The organism is Psychromonas sp. MME2, assembly GCF_040566515.1.
Classification (GTDB): domain Bacteria; phylum Pseudomonadota; class Gammaproteobacteria; order Enterobacterales; family Psychromonadaceae; genus Psychromonas.
In genome coordinates, this window is sequence record NZ_JBEWXI010000006.1 from 135,077 (window position 1) to 156,508 (window position 21,432).

The 21,432-nt window shown below is 38.8% G+C and carries 18 protein-coding genes and 5 tRNA genes; 12 read left to right on the forward strand and 11 right to left on the reverse strand.

Annotation, left to right across the window (positions count from 1 at the left end; genetic code table 11):
* The first annotated feature begins 22 nt into the window (after window positions 1–22).
* Window positions 23–1,006, forward strand: a complete 984-nt coding sequence (locus AB1A03_RS06530) for a carbohydrate ABC transporter permease (RefSeq protein WP_354623847.1) — start codon at window positions 23–25, stop codon at window positions 1,004–1,006.
* Window positions 1,006–1,836, forward strand: a complete 831-nt coding sequence (locus AB1A03_RS06535; RefSeq protein WP_354623848.1) for a carbohydrate ABC transporter permease — start codon at window positions 1,006–1,008, stop codon at window positions 1,834–1,836. Before AB1A03_RS06530 ends, AB1A03_RS06535 begins: the two co-directional genes overlap by 1 nt.
* Window positions 1,837–2,791: 955 nt before the next feature.
* On the opposite strand, the gene AB1A03_RS06540 is transcribed toward AB1A03_RS06535, so the two are convergent.
* Window positions 2,792–3,967, reverse strand: a complete 1,176-nt coding sequence (locus AB1A03_RS06540; RefSeq protein ID WP_354623850.1) for a hypothetical protein — start codon at window positions 3,965–3,967, stop codon at window positions 2,792–2,794.
* A gap of 833 nt (window positions 3,968–4,800) precedes the next feature.
* Between AB1A03_RS06540 and AB1A03_RS06545 the strand changes: the two genes are divergently transcribed.
* From AB1A03_RS06545 to AB1A03_RS06555, 3 genes are all read left to right on the forward strand, one after another.
* A complete protein-coding gene (locus AB1A03_RS06545) occupies window positions 4,801–7,059 on the forward strand; it encodes an endo-1,4-beta-xylanase (RefSeq protein WP_354623851.1) in 2,259 nt (752 codons plus the stop codon).
* A 156-nt stretch (window positions 7,060–7,215) separates the two neighbouring features.
* A complete protein-coding gene (locus AB1A03_RS06550) occupies window positions 7,216–8,478 on the forward strand; it encodes a HAMP domain-containing protein (RefSeq protein WP_354623852.1) in 1,263 nt (420 codons plus the stop codon).
* A 17-nt stretch (window positions 8,479–8,495) separates the two neighbouring features.
* Entirely contained in the window at window positions 8,496–9,200 is a 705-nt protein-coding gene (locus tag AB1A03_RS06555) for a methyl-accepting chemotaxis protein (RefSeq protein ID WP_354623854.1), read from the forward strand.
* A 182-nt stretch (window positions 9,201–9,382) separates the two neighbouring features.
* Here AB1A03_RS06555 and AB1A03_RS06560 read toward each other — a convergent pair whose 3' ends face one another.
* Window positions 9,383–10,036 carry a hypothetical protein gene (locus AB1A03_RS06560; protein WP_354623855.1) on the reverse strand — a complete coding sequence of 218 codons (654 nt, stop codon included), beginning with the start codon at window positions 10,034–10,036 and terminating at the stop codon, window positions 9,383–9,385.
* Between the two features lie 513 nt (window positions 10,037–10,549).
* Between AB1A03_RS06560 and AB1A03_RS06565 the strand changes: the two genes are divergently transcribed.
* From AB1A03_RS06565 to AB1A03_RS06580, 4 genes are all read left to right on the forward strand, one after another.
* Window positions 10,550–10,813 (forward strand): hypothetical protein, encoded by a 264-nt coding sequence (locus AB1A03_RS06565; protein ID WP_354623857.1) that lies wholly within the window; start codon window positions 10,550–10,552, stop codon window positions 10,811–10,813.
* A gap of 179 nt (window positions 10,814–10,992) precedes the next feature.
* Entirely contained in the window at window positions 10,993–12,732 is a 1,740-nt protein-coding gene (locus AB1A03_RS06570; protein WP_354623858.1) for a diguanylate cyclase domain-containing protein, read from the forward strand.
* The gene (locus AB1A03_RS06575) at window positions 12,702–12,917 is read left to right on the forward strand and encodes a GGDEF domain-containing protein (protein ID WP_354623859.1); all 216 of its coding nucleotides are present in this window, start codon (window positions 12,702–12,704) and stop codon (window positions 12,915–12,917) included. Before AB1A03_RS06570 ends, AB1A03_RS06575 begins: the two co-directional genes overlap by 31 nt.
* Window positions 12,918–13,077: 160 nt before the next feature.
* Complete coding sequence (locus AB1A03_RS06580; RefSeq protein ID WP_354623860.1) at window positions 13,078–13,572, forward strand: GNAT family N-acetyltransferase; 495 nt, start codon at window positions 13,078–13,080, stop codon at window positions 13,570–13,572.
* A gap of 83 nt (window positions 13,573–13,655) precedes the next feature.
* Here the strand turns inward: AB1A03_RS06580 and AB1A03_RS06585 are convergent.
* The 7 genes from AB1A03_RS06585 to dnaQ form a co-directional block, all read right to left on the reverse strand.
* Window positions 13,656–13,732: transfer RNA gene (locus AB1A03_RS06585), tRNA-Asp, on the reverse strand.
* A gap of 78 nt (window positions 13,733–13,810) precedes the next feature.
* Window positions 13,811–13,887, reverse strand: a tRNA-Asp gene (locus AB1A03_RS06590).
* Between the two features lie 76 nt (window positions 13,888–13,963).
* Window positions 13,964–14,040, reverse strand: a tRNA-Asp gene (locus AB1A03_RS06595).
* Window positions 14,041–14,079: 39 nt separating this feature from the next.
* A tRNA-Asp gene (locus AB1A03_RS06600) sits at window positions 14,080–14,156 on the reverse strand.
* A 56-nt stretch (window positions 14,157–14,212) separates the two neighbouring features.
* Window positions 14,213–14,290 (reverse strand) — tRNA-Asp (locus tag AB1A03_RS06605).
* 198 nt (window positions 14,291–14,488) lie between these two features.
* Complete coding sequence (locus tag AB1A03_RS06610; protein WP_354623862.1) at window positions 14,489–15,721, reverse strand: hypothetical protein; 1,233 nt, start codon at window positions 15,719–15,721, stop codon at window positions 14,489–14,491.
* Window positions 15,709–16,428 carry a DNA polymerase III subunit epsilon gene (gene dnaQ / locus AB1A03_RS06615; RefSeq protein WP_354623863.1) on the reverse strand — a complete coding sequence of 240 codons (720 nt, stop codon included), beginning with the start codon at window positions 16,426–16,428 and terminating at the stop codon, window positions 15,709–15,711. The genes AB1A03_RS06610 and dnaQ overlap by 13 nt, the downstream gene beginning before the upstream one ends.
* A 59-nt stretch (window positions 16,429–16,487) precedes the next feature.
* Between dnaQ and rnhA the strand changes: the two genes are divergently transcribed.
* Window positions 16,488–16,949 carry a ribonuclease HI gene (gene rnhA / locus AB1A03_RS06620; protein WP_354623864.1) on the forward strand — a complete coding sequence of 154 codons (462 nt, stop codon included), beginning with the start codon at window positions 16,488–16,490 and terminating at the stop codon, window positions 16,947–16,949.
* Here the strand turns inward: rnhA and AB1A03_RS06625 are convergent.
* Entirely contained in the window at window positions 16,946–17,662 is a 717-nt protein-coding gene (locus tag AB1A03_RS06625; RefSeq protein ID WP_354623865.1) for a class I SAM-dependent methyltransferase, read from the reverse strand. The two genes, rnhA and AB1A03_RS06625, sit on opposite strands and share 4 nt — an antisense overlap.
* 39 nt (window positions 17,663–17,701) lie before the next feature.
* Here AB1A03_RS06625 and gloB point away from each other — a divergent pair, with 39 nt between their 5' ends.
* A complete protein-coding gene (gene gloB / locus AB1A03_RS06630) occupies window positions 17,702–18,472 on the forward strand; it encodes a hydroxyacylglutathione hydrolase (protein WP_354623866.1) in 771 nt (256 codons plus the stop codon).
* Between the two features lie 103 nt (window positions 18,473–18,575).
* Window positions 18,576–20,201, forward strand: a complete 1,626-nt coding sequence (locus AB1A03_RS06635) for a lytic transglycosylase (RefSeq protein ID WP_354623867.1) — start codon at window positions 18,576–18,578, stop codon at window positions 20,199–20,201.
* Between the two features lie 211 nt (window positions 20,202–20,412).
* Here the strand turns inward: AB1A03_RS06635 and hemB are convergent, their stop codons facing one another.
* Window positions 20,413–21,423, reverse strand: coding sequence for a porphobilinogen synthase (hemB, locus tag AB1A03_RS06640; protein ID WP_354623868.1), 1,011 nt, complete (start codon window positions 21,421–21,423; stop codon window positions 20,413–20,415).
* Window positions 21,424–21,432 lie beyond the last annotated feature (9 nt).

Below are 21,432 nucleotides of genomic sequence, written 5' to 3' on the forward strand. Positions count from 1 at the left end.
CCTCTCTTATTAGGTACAGGTTATGACATCTATGACATCTATTAATTCAACCAAAACTACTCCCCCAAAAAGTACCTTTTGGTTACGTAATGGTAATAAAATAGCGCCCTATATTTTTATTAGCCCATTTTTTGTTTTATTTCTTATATTTGGTTTTTTTCCACTTCTATTCTCGTTATATCTTTCGTTTCATAATTGGGAGCCCGCGGCGGGACTCTCTGCTATGGAGTGGATTGGAATAGAAAACTATACATTTGCATTAGGAGATGAGTGGTTTCATAAGTCGATTTATAACACCTTTATTATTGCGTTAAAATCAGGTATACCTCAACATGCAATAGCTATTCCGTTAGCCTTTTTTATTCACACTAGTTTTTCAAGGTGGCGTAATACGGTTATAGGCGTCTATTTTGTCCCTTATATTACCTCTACAGTGGCAATATCATTGGTATTTAGTACTCTGTTTTCGCGTGACTTTGGTATGGTAAATCAAGTACTGACATATTTTGGTAATTTCACCATTGCTGACATTAAAGTGTTTAGCTGGTTATTCCCGGTTGATAATGTTGATTGGGCTAGACCTGAATATACTAAGAATATGATTTCATTTGTTGTATTTTGGCGTTACGTTGGATGGAACACTGTACTTTATTTATCAGCTTTACAAACAATCCCTAAAGATTTGTATGAAGCTGCAATTATTGATGGTGCAAATCGTTATCAACAATTTTGGTATGTTACCTTGCCGCAGCTTAAACCAATGGCTTTCTTCGCCGTGACTTTGAGTATTATTGGTAGTCTGCAGTTATTTGAAGAACCATTTATTATTACAGGTGGTACGGGAGGTATTGATCAGGCGGGTAAAACAGCAGCGATGCATATGTATATAACTGCATTCGTGGAAAGTGATTTTGGTACCGCATCAGCAATTTCATGGATTTTATTTATGATGATTGCAGGATTGACATGGCTGAATCATAAACTATTAGGTGGGAGTAATCATTAATGATTAAGGTAAAAAAAGATCAATTTATAGCCTATATTGTGGTTGGGTTGGGTGCAGTTATAATGCTCGCTCCATTTTATTTTATGTTTGTGTTCGCTTCACATTCAAACTCAGGAATATTATCTGTTCCACCGCCTATATTATTTGGCGATTATATAGTCGAAAACTTTAATAAATTAATTAGTTTTCTACCTTATTTTTGGCATAACTTAGCATTAAGTTTATTTGTTGCAATCGCTGTAACAGCACTTAATTTATTATTCTGTTCACTGGCAGGTTATGCTTTTGCCATGTTTGAATTTAAATTTAAGAACTTTTTGTTTGTTTGTATTATGGCGACTATGTTATTGCCTCCATTCTTAGGGATGATCCCAACAGCGATGATTATGTCGCAAATTGGATGGATGAATGATCCTAAGGCTCTTATTATTCCTGCTGCATGTGGAGCAATGGGTATATTCATGATGCGCCAGTATATCTCAAGCTCCATTCCTAAAGAGTTGGTTGAAGCTGCTCGCATGGATGGATGCCGCGAATTCAAAATTTACTGGAGAGTGATCGTTCCTTTAATAACTCCTGCATTCGGAACACTTGGTCTGATAACTTTCATCGGAACCTGGAACAATTTCATGGGGCCTTTGGTTGTTATGAATGATATGAAAATGTTTACGATTCCATTAGCTTTGCGTTCTTTACAAGGTACTGGACAAGTGCCATGGGGAGCGGTAGCTATTGGTGCGGTAATTGCAGTTCTACCACTTCTTGTTCTGTTTGTTATGACATCAAGACGTTTGATTGATGGCTTAACCTCTGGTGCGGTTAAAGGTTAATATCAATTTCAAATAACAGCCATTTTATGTGACTGTTTTAAAAGAAATAGGGGCTTATTAACAAAGATAGCAAACGCAAACAGCGTCACTGTTTTCTTGTTAGATAAGCCCTATTTATTTGCTTCTCTGTCACCTATAATTATTCTTCTACCGTTATGCTGATGCTGCCAAGCTTGGCTGTAATATCCTGCCACATAACCGTTATTGTATGCTTTTCCTCTTTGATTATGCAGCGATGGATCTTGACGCGTTACAACAATCATTACCAACACAATCGGTACCCTCTCTGTATCTTTTATTCAGATAAAAGAGCGCCCATAAGTCAGCGCATAAACTCATTAAAATACGGTGCTGTTTGATGCTTGCAAAGGTCTGTTATACCAATCCGTTAGACCGATATCGTTGCAATTATATTGCTCTGATGATGTTTGTAGATGTAGCTACTCTCTATTTATGTGTTGACACCATTATTTATCGTAAAGCGATTAGTGGGTAAGCGGCTTGGTAAAAACGGCGCTTGAATAACTTCTGTTTCCCTGATGCGCTATTTCTGTTTGATCATCGAGGCCGTGACAAAAGAAAGTTACTATATCTGGATAATACAGACTTTGCGTTGGGGTATCAGCAAATAGTGTTTATGTGCAAAAGCAGAGTCAGCGATGTCAATAATTGCAATAACGTTTGATAGGAGCGGATTTGTAGTATCGTTTTTTAGATGCCAACCGGCATAAGTGTTTGATTTATTTTCTTGATTAAGATAATAGATAGCGGCGTTGCATTCAATCGTAATAGCCTGCTATTACTTAATCATGCGCCTTGTTTTTTCTCATTTTTCCTCAACCAGCTATAACCATCATATTATGGTATTCATAAAAATAAATTTTTATTTAATTGAGGGTAAAAAAAAGCCTTCGGCAGAGCCGAAGGCTGGTTAATATTTAAAATAATTTACGGTTTATTCTGTTACAGATGCGGTTACTTTTACGTTGTCGATATAAATAATTGCATCCTCAAGTCCAGCGCCATCAGCTGCTGTGAATTCAAGCTTCACCTGATTTATATCTGTACCATCGAAATTAGCTTGAGCATAATAAGCTTGAATCGATTCTGGTGTAATGTTCTGAATAGTAAATGTTTCCCATGTACCATCAGTTTTAGTGGGCTGAGATTCATTAAATAAACCCATAGAATCAGCTCCACCAGTAGCAAAAGCAGTTTTTACTGATAACTGCCCAACTTGTGCTGCAGATACTTTTATATCAAAGGATAAATCAACACCAGCTGTTGCATCGATAGAACTATCAGTGTCGACAAGTATCACATGGTTTGATGAACCTGTATCTAGCCAGTTGATATCCACTTTCATGGTTCCATCATCAAAAGCTTGAGTCCCAGCAGCAGTGCCCCATTCAGTTGTCCAATTCACGGCATCGGTAAATGTATCTTCGAATAATGCACTTGGAGCTGCTGGTGGTGGAGGTGGTGTTGCACCTGTATCTTCTTTGTGTGCGGTGATTTTTACGTTGTCGATATAAATAATCGCATCCTCAAGTCCAGCACCATCAGTTGCTGTGAACTCAAGTTTCACCTGATTTATATTTGTACCATCGAAATTAGCTTGAGCATAATAAGCTTGAATCGATTCTGGCGTAATGTTTGTAATAGTAAATGTTTCCCATGTACCATCTGTTTTGGTGGGATGAGATTCATTAAATAAGCCCATAGAATCAGCTCCACCAGTAGCAAAAGCGGTTTTTACTGATAATTTGCCAACTTGTGCAGCAGTTACTTTTATATCAAAGGTAAAATCTACGCCAGCAGTTGCATCAATAGAACTATCTGTATTAACCAGTATTACATGGTTTGATGAACCTGTATCTAGCCAGTTGATATCCACTTTCATGGTTCCATCATCAAAAGCTTGAGTCCCAGCAGCAGTGCCCCATTCAGTTGTCCAATTCATGGCATCGGTAAACGTGTCTTCGAATAATGCGGGACCTTCAACAGGAGGTAGCTCTACAACAGGAGGCAGATCTACAACTGGAGATGTCGTGTCCTTGTTCTCATTTAAAATACAGCCATTTAACAACAGGCAAACACTTAATAGCGGTACTACTCTACTCTTTTTCATAACTTACCCTCAATAATAATATTACATTTGCAGGAACATCCTTGCCTAACCGCTATAAATATTCTTCTTTTTAATAGCTTAAATCATTCACCTTTTTGGTAAAGAGGGTTATATATTTTGCAGCGTAGTTAGAATTGTGAGCTATGTAGATGATTTGGATAATGACAATATTCAAGCTCGTTTACCAGTGATTTGTGGGTGATATTTGTTTGATATTGCTGGGTGTCATTAAATCGTATTTACTGCGATGTGATCGATATTTTTTATGGTAACCAACACTTAAATTATTTGAACTTAATCGCAATTACTCATGTTGCGGGGAAAATCATAAATTGATTTGCTAAATACGGTAAAGACGATAAAAAACTGCTCGTTCATAGTTGTACATAGTAATTACTAAATAGCTGCATTATTTTAACAATAGCGCCTGATATTTTTATTTCCGTTGATATTAATTGATAGGCAACTTAATGAATACCGGGAAATTAATGAAGCTATGCAATATTGTTGTTATTTTCATCTCATGTGGTTTCCGCTTGAGTATCTAAACATTAGTTTTATAGAGTGATTTTGCCAATTAGAGATGTGAGTAATTTTTGTTATCGAAAATCGAAGCCTATCTGCAATGTGGTAAATTTTTTGATTAGGTTTCGTACATGGAGGTAATCAATAGGTATATCGAAGCATTTTTTTTTATTAGATGCTTTATTTGTTGGTTTTTAATATCAATAAATTTTAATTGTCAGCTTACTGCGAGCCTGAGTAGAAGGTGCGAAGTTGCAAGGCAATTAGAAATTAATTTGATGATCTGATATTTTACATAAGGAATAATAATGAAAAAAGTAATGTTACCCGCTTTGGTTACCATGCTGTTAGTTGGCTGTGTGAGTAGTCAACAAGAGCAAACCGGTAATCAAATTACCACTTCTCCAATAAACGCAGACACACCATTACGAGTCGAAACACCATTAAGAGAGTTGGGAGATAGAGCTAATCTTGCCATTGGCGCAGCGTTCGAAACGCGTCACTTAAACGATCCGCTCTTTAGAGAGACATTAATCCGTGAGTTTTCGCAAATAACACCTGAAAATGAGATGAAATGGTCATATATAGAGCCAAAAAAAGGTGAGTTTGATTTCTCAAAATCTGATCAACTTGTTGATTTTGCAATCGAGCATGGGATGGTGGTCAGAGGGCATACGCTCGTTTGGCATATACAAAACCCAGACTGGCTAGAAAAAGGGAATTGGTCGAAAGATGAGCTAAGCGATATTTTGGAAAATCATATCAGAAATGTGGTTGGTCATTATAAAGGCAAAGTTGCTTATTGGGATGTAGTAAATGAAGCGCTAGATGATAATGGTGGTTTTAGAGATACCATTTGGTATCGTACATTTGGTGAAGATTATATTGAAATGGCTTTTCGCTGGGCTCATGAAGCAGATCCTGACGCACTTTTATTTTATAACGACTATTCCACTGAAGGGATGAACGCTAAGTCGAATGCGGTTTACCGATTAGTAAAAAAATTGGTTGATAAAGGTGTTCCTATTCATGGTGTTGGCACTCAGTTACATTTAACAGTTGATAGTCCAATTAGCGACGCATCAATTGCACGTAATATCGAACGGTTAACAGAAATGCAATTAAGCTTTCACTTTACTGAAGTCGATGTGCGAGTGCGAGATGGTGATGAATACGCATTAGATGAGCAAGCGAAGCGTTATGAAACACTGGCTAAACTTGCTGCATATTACCCTGACGTCGATATGTTTACGATGTGGGGGCTTACGGATAAATATTCTTGGGTGCCGAGTTGGTTTAAGGGGTATGGGCGTGCCTTGATATTTGACGAAAACTATCAGGAAAAACCTGCTTATTGGGCTTTGAAAGACGTGTTAGTTGATGTCGCTGCTAACCAATTTAGTTACGAACCAATGACGGATTTAAGTAAAATACAACGTTTTATACAACCATTTAACGCAAAGCAACTTGCCTCAAATACATTTGATCCTAAACAAGTCGTTTTTTATCCTTTTGCATATAACCAGCTTGATGTGAAGAACCAAACATTGCCTCCACGTAGTTCGATTGATGGTAAATGGGGCGTGGGTTTTTATATGAACAGCTTAATCGGGCAAGTTATTCGTCATGATAATAAAACGGTTACTGATCAAAAAATGGCGCACGAGAATGATAATGTAGAAATCTTTATCCGCATTGGAGAGCAATTCTGGCAACTAAGATCGATTGTTGGACAAGGATTTGCCCCATCAAACTTCCCTGGAAAAATTATGGGCAAGTGGAGTGATGACGGAAAGGTATTTGATTACAGTATTGAATTCACTGATTTTAAAGATTTAGTTGGAGAGACTATTGGTTTTAATATCGCGTTATCTGACAACGATGGCGATACTGAAAGTGGTGGTCGTAATGCGCAGCTTTATCCGCTTACGGGTAATAATATCGGTTGGCAGGGTGAAGAGTTTGGTGAGTTGTTCATGAATGGGCAAAATGCAGTTATAAAAGCGATCCCTGTTTCTACTCCTCCTGCATTTAAAGCTATAAAGTTAGCGACTAAACCGCAAGATGGTAATGATCCTGTCTTTCATGGGTACACTTATTCTTTAGCTTTTAACCAACTTAATCAGCAAGATATGACAATTGCCCCTGGCGATGATTTGAGTGGTAATTGGACTGTTGGTTACCATGAAAACTGGTTGTATGGCGTGGTTAATCGTGTCGATGATATAACGGTTACATCAATGAAGCAGACATACGAAAATGATAATGTCGAAATTTTTCTACAAAGCGGTGATGCTCCGATGACGCAATTCCGTACCGTTATTGGTCAAGACTTTGAATCGAATCATTACGCTAAACATTATCATGCACAATGGAATGAATCTGGCACGCAGCTGTTCTTTGCTATCGAGTTAGAATCCGCTATAAAATCTGGAGACAGTTTTATGTGGAACATTGCACTTTCAGATAACGATGATGGTGAAAAGCGTAAATATCAACTCTATCCTGTAGCGGGTAGTAATATTGCTTATCTAGGAGAAGAATTAACAAAGCTTATTGTTGAGTAATTTCGATTAGAAGTTAAAAAAGGGGGGGACGTCCCCTCCCTTTTTATTACTGGCTTTATTGTATTCAATTAAAAGCAAGTCTTACCTACTCACCGAGAGTTACCGTTAATTGGATCACCAGCTCTTACTCTACTTCTTTTAAGTTAAGGAAAACTAATGAAACATTCAGGTATAACTATTAGTCGTTTGTTGTCGATTATCTTTGTTGTTTTTATTATTACTATTTTGGCATTGGGCTATATGTTTACGGCTCAATTTAATAAGACTAAAGTCGCCATTATGGAAGTTACAGATACAACCTTCCCATTGTTACAGAATGTCAGTCGTATCGACCATTCTATCGGCCTGTTGGAAGGGATTGTTAATCGAGCGCTTTTATCTAATGATGATAATCATATTGAAAATAGTATTAAATTAATCGAAAACTTGAAGTTAGATAAAGTAGATGAAAAAACCAGTAAGATTTCTGATAGCGATCTTGAACTGTTGACTCAACAAGCGTTAGTCCTACTCAAAAATCATAAAAAAGAGTCCCTAGATTCTGTCACCTTTGCGAGTAAAAATTCTGCATTCCAACTAATGTGCCAACGTTTTGGTGTTTTAATTGCTCAAGAGTTTAAGTTTGATCCAAAGGCTCAATCCGAACCATCAACCAATGAACAACTTTTGCTAGACGCTATCCTTGAAGAGGTAATGGCAATGCAAGTCGAATCAACACATACACTTAATCAAGTTGACCTTAATGAAATTGAAAAAACACTTAAAAATAATAAAGAAAGTGCTGAGTTTATCGCCAGTGATTTTGCGGAATATTTGGAATTAAAAGTATCGGATGGCATTCAAGGAAGCTCTGAACTGGCATCAAATCTTTCATGGATTCTCAATGAAGCAAGTGAGACATCGGGGGTATTGGCGTTTTACTTACAGTTACAAAAAATTAAAAAAACAAATATTACTCAGTTGTCACAATTCGAATTGTCGCTAGATACCATAAAAAAAGGCATTATGTTGGCCTCAGAAGAGAGCCAAACTGTCACCGCTTCTCAATTGGCTGATACCGTTAAAGGTATTAATCTTGTCCTCACGAGTAGTAAATTTATTTTGTTAGTCGTATTTTTGCTTTGTTTGGGTATTAGCTTCTGGTTACAAAGGGTAATAAAAAAACCTTTACAACAAATCGTCTCAACATTGCATCGCTTATCTCAAGGTGATTTAACGGTACGCTGCACTTATGATAAGGATAATGAGTTTGGGCTGATTGCTGAAAACCTTAATTTAGCGATAAATAATCAGCAGAAAGTGATTAAGGATATCTCGGCGAAAAGTGAAAAAATAGATAACATCTCTGAAGACAACTTAAATTTGGGAAACAAATTGTATGCGCGTTCCAAAACGCAAAAAGAAGCTGTTCTTCGATAGCTGAAGCCTTAATTGAAATGGATGCAAGTGTTAAAGATATTGCTAATAGAGCAGAGGATGCTTCAGAATCAGTGACAAACATTGATATTAACATTAAAGAATGTGTTGATGTGTCTGAATCAGCTTATAAGCTTAATATAAACCTATCTGATGAACTACAGCAAGCCAAACTGGTTATGCAAAAAGTATTGCAAGGTAGCCACTCTATTTATTCTATTCTCGATGTAATCACGAAGATCACGGAGCAAACTAATTTACTTGCCCTCAATGCAGCAATCGAAGCAGCGAGAGCAGGAGAGAGTGGACGAGGGTTTGCAGTTGTAGCTGATGAAGTGAGAAAGCTTGCTCATAGTACTAAAGACTCTACGGTTGCAGTTAAGAGTGTGATCGAAGAATTACAGAGAGATATCGCATTAGCTGGAAAACAAGTGCAGCTTTGTAATGACAATATGAGCGAAAATGTGCAAAGTTTTAATACAATTCAAAATCAGATCACTCGGGTCAATGAAAGCGTTTCGGTACTCGCACAATTAAATAATGGGATGAGTGTTTCAACAACACAGCAATCCAATGTGTGTAATAATTTAACGCAAGATATGGAAGCTATTTTGTCCGCAGCGGAGGCGACATTAACAGCTACATCTGACGTCAAAGAAATAAGTAATCGTCTTATATCGATTGCCAAAGAGCAGGCCATCGTTATTGAAGTTTTTAAGCATTAACTTGATATAGTTGCTCAGGCTTAATCTGTGCCCCTTGAACAGCCAATTAACGGATTGTTTGATTTTTCCTTACTCCGTTTAATACAGAAGGGGCGCTGACGTTAGTTCGCTTTGCTAATTTACAGTGTAAGTATTAGGCTTTAAAGTGATTACAAAAAAACTATCAATATTAACATTGTAAATTACCCACCGGATCGAATCAGTAATTCTAGATTTGCCGTTGGCATTGGTATTTCTTTCTTTGTTTTTTGCCAATCGACATCAGGAAACTTTTTTTTCATCATGTCGATATCTCTTTCAAAGAAATCATAAATATACCAAGTGCCACCGCTGAGTACTTCTTTTTCTACTCCAAACCATTCGAACATAAAGGTATTGGCGATTAGCCTAAATTCACCTAAATAAAATTTCTCTCCACCGCTAACTTGAAAGGGGACTGAGAAGTCACTCTCTGCAAAATATGTCGTTGAGGCACCAGAAGGCTCAAGTTCATATAGGTTAAAATTATATATTTCATACTTTCCTTCGGGAAGCAATAGGGCAAAACTGGAGCCTGTAACTCTGCTATCGTTGTTGGTCGGAAGATTGTGAAAATCCACAAAGTCACCAGTCAGGTCGGTATAAATTTTGTGGTTTTCCTCCGTCTCAATATTTCTTATATAAAGTCCGTAAGCGGTATAAGCAGGCTGCAATGGATTTCTTGTTATGGTACCAGTTATTAAGCCAGTTGAGCCGCTGATATCTGCATTTGCCAATGTAGTTGGCATAGGGGGCTTGCCTGCACAACCTACCAGAGTAAGCATTAACATGCAGAATATTGATTTCAAAATCAACATAATACTTCCTTGTATCTAATGTAAATAAAGCGTCAAAATATAGTTAACAAGTTTACTTTTCAATCGTTTAACGTAAAGATAAAACATAAATCACAAACAGTGATAACAATCCCTCTAATTGTATGATTTATTCCCCTTAATACATAAGGTGTGTAGATTGAAATTAGGTAAATAAAATATTACGCATATCACCACGCGGGCAGAAGACCGCGTGACAAAAGTATAAATGTCCTCGATCTCATTTTCGCTCAATTTAATCAGCAGCTTAGTGAAAATACATTATCATATAGAATATCAACAAATTGTGAAATGCTGTGTTTTATTTTAAATAATTAGGTTGAAAATGAAAAATTATACAGTGTCGCTATGCAGCTAAGGTGATTTCATGTTTTTTACTAAATTGACGATATATTTGGAAGTTTATGAAGGTAAGGTAAGGTAAAAGCGACTGAATTATACACGGGTCTCTCAGTTGAATCTGCTTGCAGTGGTTTAAGTCATCAGAGAACATTAATGGGGGATTTTTTTAGTGTCGAGAAATGTTTCAAAGAAGTCGTTAGTAAGTTATGCCCCAAAAAGTTTTTCTGCACTCCGCCCATTATCTATATTCATTTATTGGCTAAAAATGAAGGCGGATATACAAATGTTGAAGTTAAAGCATTTACTGAGGCTGGTTTGGGCGCAGGCGGAAGATTTGTGAAGCTCATTGACAGTAAAGCTGTAATTAATAAAGAATTGCTACTTAAAGAGCAATTTTGCGAATTAAAAGGTGCATAACAAACAACAGTTGGTGTCGCGCATCCGATACCTTATTTAGGTGTGGAACAGCATAATGGGTCGTTGCTGCTCTTTATCGTAAATAGTGATTATTGCAAGTTTGGCTATGCTTTTCGCTCTAACTCAGGTTAAAATTTTCTCGGATCACTTTTATTCCCGCATATAATGGACTAATAATCATGCAGAAATCAGTCACTATCCAATCATTGATTTATCGAAATTATCTGAAAAATTCACTTGTGCCGTTATTGCTGATTGAAGTCGTTATTATTGCCCTTTACTTTGCCATTAACTTTTACATGTCAGAAAAAACGCAGCAGGTGTTGCTTAAAGAGGTCTCCCATAACCTGCAAGAGGTAAGCTCACGAGAAGCTAATAATATTAGGAATCAACTACAAGCTATCTCTAATTATGCCCTATTGATACAGCGTGATCAGGAGTCCTTTTTTGCTGATTCCGAGGCATGTTTTTTTCCTTATAATGCTCCTGCATTTTCCACACATGCAAATGGAGCCTACTATAAACTTAAGGATAATGGTGGTAGCAGCGTCTATTATTCGAGTAGCAGTACCTTGGGGGAAGCGCAAAGTCGTAAAGCACACTGCAGTGAGATGTTAGATCCCATTTTGGTCTCCATTGTTGAGACCAGTCCTATCGTCACACAGGCTTATCTTAATACTTGGGATGGTATGAACCGCATCTATCCCTTTATTGAAGATTTACCTGCTCAATATGGGCCTGTCCTGCATATGCAGGAGTTTAACTTCTACTATCAAGCCGATAGTCTGCATAACCCAGAGCGAAAACCTGTCTGGACGGGAGCTTATCTTGATCCAGCAGGGCAGGGATGGATGGTCTCCAATATTGTACCTATTTATCGTGATGATTTTTTAGAGGGGGTGAGTGGGCTTGATCTGACTATTGAATCGTTTTTAGATAATATCCTAAATTTGGATATTCCGTGGAATGCGACCACTTTTATGGTCGATAAGAACGGTATGATTTTAGCGATGCAGGCAAAAATCAAGGAGCTGCTTAAGCTTAAGGGGTTAAATACTTATATTGAGGGGGAAAAGATCCTCACTACGTTGGAAAAACCAGATCAGTATAATATTTTAAGTAGTGAAAATGGGGCATTCCAACAGCAGATGCAGTTTATTTTTGACTCCCAGCTGAGTATCAGCAAAATAAATATCGATGGAATAACCTATATTGTTAGCCAAGAGGTGATTCAGGAAACGGGCTGGCGGTTGATCTCGTTGGTGGAAGAAGCATTGGTTCTGCAGCCGATAGTTAATATTAAGCAGCTAAGTAAAGAAGTGGGGTATTTAATTATTGCCGCTATGTTACTTTTTTATGCCATCTTTTTTCTATTTTTATTGCGTAAATCTCGTCAGCTGACATCCAGAATAGCGACGCCTATTGAGCAACTTTCAACAATGACCCGTGGATTGGGTAAAAATATCGGTTCACAAGAAATAGCGGAAGTAGGGATTGTCGAGATAGATCACCTAAGTAATAACTTCAATGAGATGGTTGATCAGCTTGAGACAAGAACGGATGCCTTGGTTGCTTTGCAACTCAGTGAAGAGGTTAGAGCGAAAGAAGCTGAGCTCCTAGCGCGATTGGCATTAACGGATAGCTTAACTAATTTGGGTAATCGCCGCAAACTTGATAAAACACTGACCGCTGAGAATGATCGCGCGATTAGGTTTAATCATGCCTATGGTGTGCTGCTTTTAGATATCGATTACTTTAAGCAGGTTAATGATCCTTATGGACATCAAGTTGGGGATCAAGTGCTGGTCGAATTGGCTAATCTTCTGAAAACATTGATAAGAAAAACCGATACTCTTGGACGCTGGGGTGGCGAGGAGTTTCTTATTATTTGTCCGGAAATAGATCAAAATGGGATATAAAGCTTGCTGAAAATATCCGCGAGCAGATCGATTGCCATCAGTTTCCCGTTATTGGCCACATGACAAGTAGTTGTGGTATCAGTCTTTATCAAGTGGGAGATGAACCTGAAAGTATCATCTCCCGGGCAGATAAAGCTTTATACGGAGCGAAGTGTCAGGGCAGAAATTGTACTAAATTTTTGTAGCTACGACTGCTACCAATTCCATTCAATCGTGATAGCAGACTATTACGATTGAATGCAACGCTGCTACCTATTATACCAACAAGATAAATCCGATACTTATACGGATTGATATTATTAGGCGACAATTAACATAATGACCTGTTAACCCCAAGGAATTGAGATGAGTATTGAAATTAGGCAAATAGAACACAAAGATATCCGAGGTTTTTATGATGCTCTATGTAATGTGGCTAGCGAAGGGGTTTATCTCCTTACCACAACACCTCCTCCCTATGAAAAAATGGAGAACTTTGTTCTCAATAATATCGAAAATAATCATGCTCAGTATATTGCCATACACAACGAAAAAGTAATTGGGTGGGCTGATATTATTCCATTAGAGCGAAATACAATGACCCATGTTGGGCACCTTGGGATGGGGATTGTATCCGATTTTCGCGGCTTAGGGATTGGAACTGATCTGCTGAAAAAAACGATTGCCCACGCGTGGAGTCAAGAGTTAAAACGTCTGAAACTGGAAGTGTTTTCTGATAATGAAATTGCTATTAAATTATATGAAAAGTGTAGTTTTGAAATAGAGGGAGTGAAAAAAAGAGCTCGATTCTTTGAAAACAGGTATCAAGATATAATAATAATGGCGCAATACAGTATTTAGTCTGCGAATTAATAACTAACATTGTCGATAGAGGGATTTTTACTTGAATATTTAAAGCTAGATGTTGAATAATAAAAGAATATTGGCGGAGTGGACGGGACTTGAACCCGCGACCCCCGGCGTGACAGGCCGGTATTCTAACCAACTGAACTACCACTCCGCGAAAATCTTTTTATTCTATAACTCACATTATAGTCTGACTGTTATACACATCGTTCTTTTCATCCAAGGATGAAGTTGGCGGAGTGGACGGGACTTGAACCCGCGACCCCCGGCGTGACAGGCCGGTATTCTAACCAACTGAACTACCACTCCACGAGTGTGTTACAGCTTTCTTCATTTATCTGTTGGCTACAGATAAATAGTACATCTACTTGATACATAATACTGTTGGCGGAGTGGACGGGACTTGAACCCGCGACCCCCGGCGTGACAGGCCGGTATTCTAACCAACTGAACTACCACTCCACGAGTGTATTACAGTCAAGCTTTGATAATTATCGATGTTGGCGGAGTGGACGGGACTTGAACCCGCGACCCCCGGCGTGACAGGCCGGTATTCTAACCAACTGAACTACCACTCCACGTGATAATCATCAGTTCAACATTTTGCTAACTTTCACCATCATCTTAAGATGATTGGCGGAGTGGACGGGACTTGAACCCGCGACCCCCGGCGTGACAGGCCGGTATTTGTAACCAACTGAACTACCACTCCAGTTAGCATCGGCAGTGTTTAAGACCACCTCTGTTGAGGCGCAGATAATACGGAGTTGCCTTTGCTGAGTCAATAAGGAAAAACAAAAAAAAACTATTATTTACAGCTTAAGTGAATCAACCGCTTATTTTGTATTCAAATTTAGTTCGTTTTATCTATTGTGCTAATTTTTGCGTCGTTTTTTTAAGCAGTGCATTGCTATTTATCATTTAAATTAACGGGGGCAAATAAATCATTATCAATATTCAACTGTATTGATGCTTGCTTTTTTTTGATTATCCGGCGTATCACAAAGAATATTAACAACATGACAATGAGTAATATGCTGACGATTATTCCAGTAATAACCCAAACGTTACTCCATATGGAGGTTTCTTCAGGAATGATTAACTCGGTTTCTTCTATAACAACAGTTGGCGAGAGGGAGGGCTCGACGATCATCGGGAAGAGCTCAAAGGCTGCATCGGCTAATTGTAATTCAATTTCTCTACCTGCCACTGTCGTTGCAAATACTTCTGTTTTGAGGAGTAAACGGTCGTATTCCATCTCTTGGCTTGTATAGTGTAATTTATTCTCACTCATATCATTTTTATCTGCAATAACCTGTGCAACAACTTCGTTTTTCATATTTGTAATGATGCCGTTGATAATGACCGATTGCGCATCTATCTCCGTTGTATCAATCTCATATTCGAGGGAGATGGTTTTGTCGCCTGCATAGGGGAGATTAACTTTTTGTATGATAGGCTGTGGAAAAACTACTGCATCATAGTTATTGTTACGAATAAATACATCATTTTTCGTTTTAATATTTAATAGATAACGATCCGGCACTAAGTCAATAAATACGCGCGCGGTTAATTCGCCATCGAAAGGGAGGGCATCGTACCCTTTACCGTCATCTTGGTATAATGTCAGTTGCTTAATCGCATTACCGACCAGTGAAATAGATAGTTTTGCGCCATCGAGATAATGCTCATCTCTCATCACTTTCCCCTCATGGTAGAGAGAGGCGTAGGTGGTTATATATTCTCGGCTATATAATTTTAACGGTAATTTTGACGTTTTTAATTCAACTTTACTGAGTATTTTAATGCGATTATCGCCATCTAATTTAGCAATTGCTTGCCAAGGGCCGGGCATGGGATTATCAATGGTAATAATATCGGTTGTTTTAGTGCTTACCCAAGCAACAGATTCAGGGCTACGGCGTTGATAGAGCTTGCTGCCATCGGGACGAACTAAGACAACGCGTTGCGGGCCGTGTGAATGGTTAAGTATAAAAGTGACTTGTTCGGCATTGGGGTCAATTCTAAAGCGGTTATCTAATAGGGGAATATCATTGGGGGCATAAACGCTGTGCGCCAATGAAAAGCATGATGTGAATAATAGTAGTAAACTAAAAATGCCCTTTGTCATTATTTTCGCCACAAGCAACTCCCTGATTTATCAATGATATCTAAACGTTTTTGATGCGCTTCATTTTCTTCATCCGTGGCACAAATAATGGTTAATGGTGATTGAACTTGCCGTGGTCGACGTGTTGTATCACTATCATTAACACTGGAAGTTGAAAGATTTAGCTTGGTTTGCCCACCCGTCATTAGTAGGTAGACATCTGCTAATATTTCCGCATCTAATAATGCACCATGTAATACACGATGTTTATTGTCTATGCCGTAACGGTCACATAATGCATCAAGATTATTTCGTTTCCCTGGAAATAATTTTTTTGCCATCACTAAAGTATCGGTCACGGTTGACATTTCTTCAGTGGTTTGTGTCTTTTTATTTAAAAAACGGAACTCTTGATCCATAAAACTGACATCAAAGGGGGCGTTATGAATAACTAAATCAGCACCTTTAATAAAATCGATAAAATCATCTGCAATCTCAGTAAAGGTGGGTTTGTCTTGTAAGAATTCATCTGTGATACCATGTACGGTGATCGCTTCGGGATCGACGGCTTGTCCTGGATTGATGTAAACATGAAAATGACGCCCAGTTAATCGTCTATTAATAAGTTCAACGCAACCGATCTCGATAATTCGGTGACCTCGGTAAATCATTCCATCCTTATTCATCCCAGTGGTTTCTGTATCTAACACGACTTGGCGAATGAGTTTACTTGTGTTCATGTTGATCTCTATTTATAGTTGCTAAAGAATTGAGTTTAACAAATTTTGCGATGGTCATAATGAAAAAAATCCAACTTTATACAGATGGTTCATGTTTAGGAAATCCAGGACCGGGTGGTTATGGTGCTATTTTAATTTACAAGCAACACCGTCGTGAACTCGCCGAGGGTTTTTTACGCACAACCAATAATCGTATGGAGATGCTAGCTTGTATAAAAGGGTTAGAATCCTTAACAGAGCAATGTGTTGTTGATATTACAACAGATAGCCAATATGTGCGCCAAGGTATCACGCAATGGATCCACAATTGGAAAAAAAGAGGCTGGAAAACCGCTGCTAAAGCACCGGTTAAAAATGTTGATTTATGGAAGGCGCTTGATGCTGCACAGGAAAAACATCAAATTACTTGGCATTGGGTCAAGGGGCATTCAGGACACCCAGAAAACGAACGCTGTGATGAGTTAGCAAGGCAGGCTGCAGAGGATAACCCAAGCCAAGAAGATGTCGGATATGATGGCTAACGCTGTCGTGTGACGGCGGCTTGTTCGGCGATGATTGTTTTTTTAAATTCAAAATGTGATTTAATTGGGGTCATTGGGATGCTCTGTTTTTTGGCAATGATAAAATAGACACTACATAAATAGGGTAAAAATTGCTGGCCTATTTTTTCAATATATGCGGAGAGTTGGCCATCTTCACCATTAGCAATAAAATCAAAGTGTTGTTTTTGTTTGATTTCAAAGCCTAACAAATGTAGCCAGTCAATGACCCTGTTTGGGAAAAAGAGTCGTGCTCTTTGGGATTTTTTTTCGGTCACTAAGGTGCGTAATCCAAATAGGCTAATTGGGTTATAACCACTTATTATGAGTGTGCCATCTAAGGCTAACACGCGATCGATTTCACGCAGTAATTGGTGGGGATCGCTGGAGAAATCAAGTTCATGGGCAAGCACACAGAGGTCGATACTACAGTCTTGAAAAGGTAGTTGATGTAAATCTGCTATTAGGGTAACCGCGTTACCGTTTGCCGCACAGCTAATTTGATGGGGAATTGGTGAGCGGCTAGTATTAAGTTGGCAACTTAATTGTCCTAATTTTAAAAGGTGAGAGCCGAAGCATTTAGGCAGATGGTTATCAATATGCAGCTGAGTTTGATAAAGTAGTTTATTGCCGTTAGGTAACTGTTGCCAATCATCAATCGAGGTTAATATGCGTGTTGTTTTCGCTCTCTTCATAGCTTGTTCACCGAAAATTACATAGTTTAGGAATCTGTCATGATCAATATTCTCACCATTCAGGCGTTTAATGATAACTATATTTGGCTTATTAAAGATAGTCAAAGTCCGCATTGTATTGTTGTAGACCCTGGTGATGCACAGCCTGTTTTAGAGATTTTAGCCGCGCAGCAGTTAATCGTGGATGCTATTTTAATCACACATCATCATCATGATCATATTGGTGGCGTTAAACAAATAGTCGCAACGAGTGATAGTGAGGTTTTACTCTATAGTAAAGCGGCGTTATTCGACCAATCGATATTAGTTTCACAGGGCAGTTCATTAACCTTCTTTGAGGGGCGTTTAACACTTTCGGTGATGGAGGTGCCTGGTCATACGCTTGATCATGTTGCCTATTATAATGAGTCCCTATTATTTTGTGGCGATACACTCTTTTCGGGGGGATGTGGACGGGTTTTTGAAGGGACACATGAGCAGATGTTAGATTCCCTAATGCGTTTGCTTGAGCTAAATGATGAGACGAAAGTTTATTGCGCCCACGAATATACACAGAGTAACCTTATTTTTGCATTACAAGTAGAGCCAAAAAATAAAGAATTACTTAATTATATCCAACAGGTGAGTAAATTACGCCAACAAGGCGTGCCAACAATACCTACCACTATCGCCCGTGAAAAAGCCATTAATCCTTTTTTGCGTTGTCAAGAACCTTCACTTATCAATGGCTTGCAAAACTGCTTGCATATGGAACTAAATGATCCCCTTGCGACTTTTAGGGCATTGCGTCAATACAAGGATCGCTATTAAAGAAAAATGGCTAAAAATTTAACGGAAAGGATCGCCTGTGATAATGAATTGTTCTCTCTTTTACGGTAAGCTACGCCCCTTCATTTTTGCAAACGGTCCTTTTATGAAATTTTATTGTCTTTTTTTTGCGGTGTTATTTTTAAGCGCTTGCCAAACAACCCAAAATAGCAATATTGCTAGTGAAAGTAATACGTCCACTCTTTCCGATAGAAATGAAGAGCTTGCAGAAAAACAGATGCAAGATATTGAGTTTGAAGAAGGGCTAAGCCATTTAACAGAAAATGTACAAGTGTTAAATGAGGAAGAAAATAACGCCGCAAATTATAAAAATATTTGGCGTAAACTGGCTAATGGTTTTCAGTTTGAAGTGCCTGATAATAGCCGTATTGCAGAACAGCGAGATTATTATTTAAAACACCCTAACTACTTAAAGCAGGTATCAAAACGGGCAGAGCCATTTTTGTATCTGATTGTCGAACAAATCGAAGCGAATAACCTCCCCCTTGATTTAGCATTATTACCCGTGGTTGAAAGCACCTTTGACCCCTTCGCCTATTCACCCAGTCGTGCATCAGGTTTATGGCAATTTATGCCCATTACCGGTGAACGATTTGGACTACAACAAGATTGGTGGTACGACGGGCGTCGTGATGTTTATGCCTCTACCGATGCTGCTCTAAGTTATATGGAGTTCCTGTATAACTTTTTAGATAATGATTGGCTACATGCGCTTGCTGCTTATAATTCTGGTGAAGGTCGTGTTCGTAACGCCGTGCGCAGCAATCAAAGAAAAAATAAAGCGACAGATTATTGGCAACTCTCTTTACCACGCGAAACCGAAAATTATGTCCCGAAATTATTAGCCCTCGTCGATATTTTGCGTAATCACGAAAAATATGGTGTGGAATTGCCTTTTATTGCTAATCAACAGGTACTGAGTTATGTCGATACTGGGTCGCAGCTTGATTTAGCCTATGCAGCAGAGCTCGCTGAGTTATCGGTTGCAGAAATTCAACTGCTAAACCCCGCTTTTAACCACTGGGCGACCTCTCCTGACGGACCTCATAAATTATTGATACCTACCGTTATCGAAGAGCAGTTTAATGAACAGTTAAGTGCCATTGATAAAAGCAAGCGTATTCAATGGCAGCGCTATAAAGTGCGCAAAGGCGATAGTTTAAGTGTTATTGCTAAGAACCATGCGACCACCCAACGGGTATTAAAACAGATAAATAATCTCGATAGTTCTTTTATTAAAATTGGCCAAGCACTACTCATCCCTGTTTCCAGTGCCCAGGAAGGAGATTATATTTATACACAGGCGCAACGTTTTGCCCGGGAAAAAAATAAAAGTCGGCAGGGTAAACGCAAGGTTGAGCATACTGTCGTAGAGGGGGATACCCTTTGGGATATCAGCCGCCGCTATAATGTAACAACGAAAGAGATTGCCCAATGGAATAAGATAAGTAGCACGAAAACGTTACGTTTGGGTAAACAGCTGACTATTTGGCAAACCGCAGTCGCTGCAACTAAAAGTAAAAAAACCAATAAAACTACCCGCTCTATTACCTATAAGGTGCGCTCGGGGGACTCATTACACGCCATTGCCATGAAGTTTAATGTCAGCACTTCGGATTTAGTGCGCTGGAATCAGTTGGCCAATAAAAAATATATTCATCCAGGACAAAGTTTGAAAGTCTATGTCGATGTACTTAAATCAAGTACCTAATACCAATTCCGATAAATAGCTGATCTATTTTACTGGTTAAAACAACTTACTGCTGCGTTGTATTTTTCGCAAAGGGAATAACCATTTACGTCAAATTACGCCTTGAATTAAGCTGTTTTTCCTGCGCAAAATCTAGATCACATACTTACCGGAATTGGTATAATAATAAGTCAGCGGCGATACCATAAATTTGCCGCTGACTTATCTATTCTTACTTATTATCTTCCTTTAGCCAGATAGCAACCTGCTTGGCAAAATAGGTCAAAATGCCATCTGCGCCCGCTCGTTTAAAGCAGAGTAGTGATTCCAAAACCGTCTCTTTTTCCTTTAGCCAACCATTAGCAATAGCGGCTTTATGCATTGCATATTCACCACTGACTTGATAGGCAAAGGTCGGTACTTTTAGCTCTGTTTTGACACGGCGGACAATATCGAGATAGGGCATGCCGGGTTTAACCATCACCATATCGGCACCTTCTTGAATATCAAGAGCAACCTCATGAATAGCTTCATCACTGTTAGCTGGATCCATTTGATAGGTAGATTTATTAGCGCCCTTTAAATTGCCTGCGCTACCGACTGCGTCGCGAAATGGGCCGTAATAATTGGATGCATACTTGGCACTATAGGCCATGATTTGTGTATTGATGTAACCTGCGTTTTCAAGTGCCTCACGGATTGCACCAATCCGTCCATCCATCATATCTGAAGGTGCGACAATATCGGCACCCGCTTGTGCATGGGAAAGGGCTTGTTTGACCAGTATTTCGGTGGTGATATCATTGAGCACATAACCATCGCCATTAATGATGCCATCTTGTCCGTGAGTGGTAAAGGGATCAAGGGCGACATCGGTTATGACACCGAGTTCGGGACAGGCTTCTTTAATAGAGATAACTGCTCGTTGTGCTAGGCCCGCGCTATTATAGGCCTCTTCTGCCATTTCACTTTTAAGATCTTCTGGCACAACAGGGAATAGGGCGATGGCAGGAATACCTAATTCAACGAGTTGTTTTGCTTCTGTGACTAATTGATCTAATGATAAACGTTCAATACCGGGCATGGAGGCAATTGCTTCACGGCGATTTTCGCCTTCAATAACAAACATCGGATAGATAAGATCATTAACGCTAAGTTGATTTTCTGCCACCAAACGTCGTGAAAAGTCATGTTTACGTAAACGACGTAAACGACGAGCGGGGAATTGTTGAGAAAGTGTCATTGCGACTCC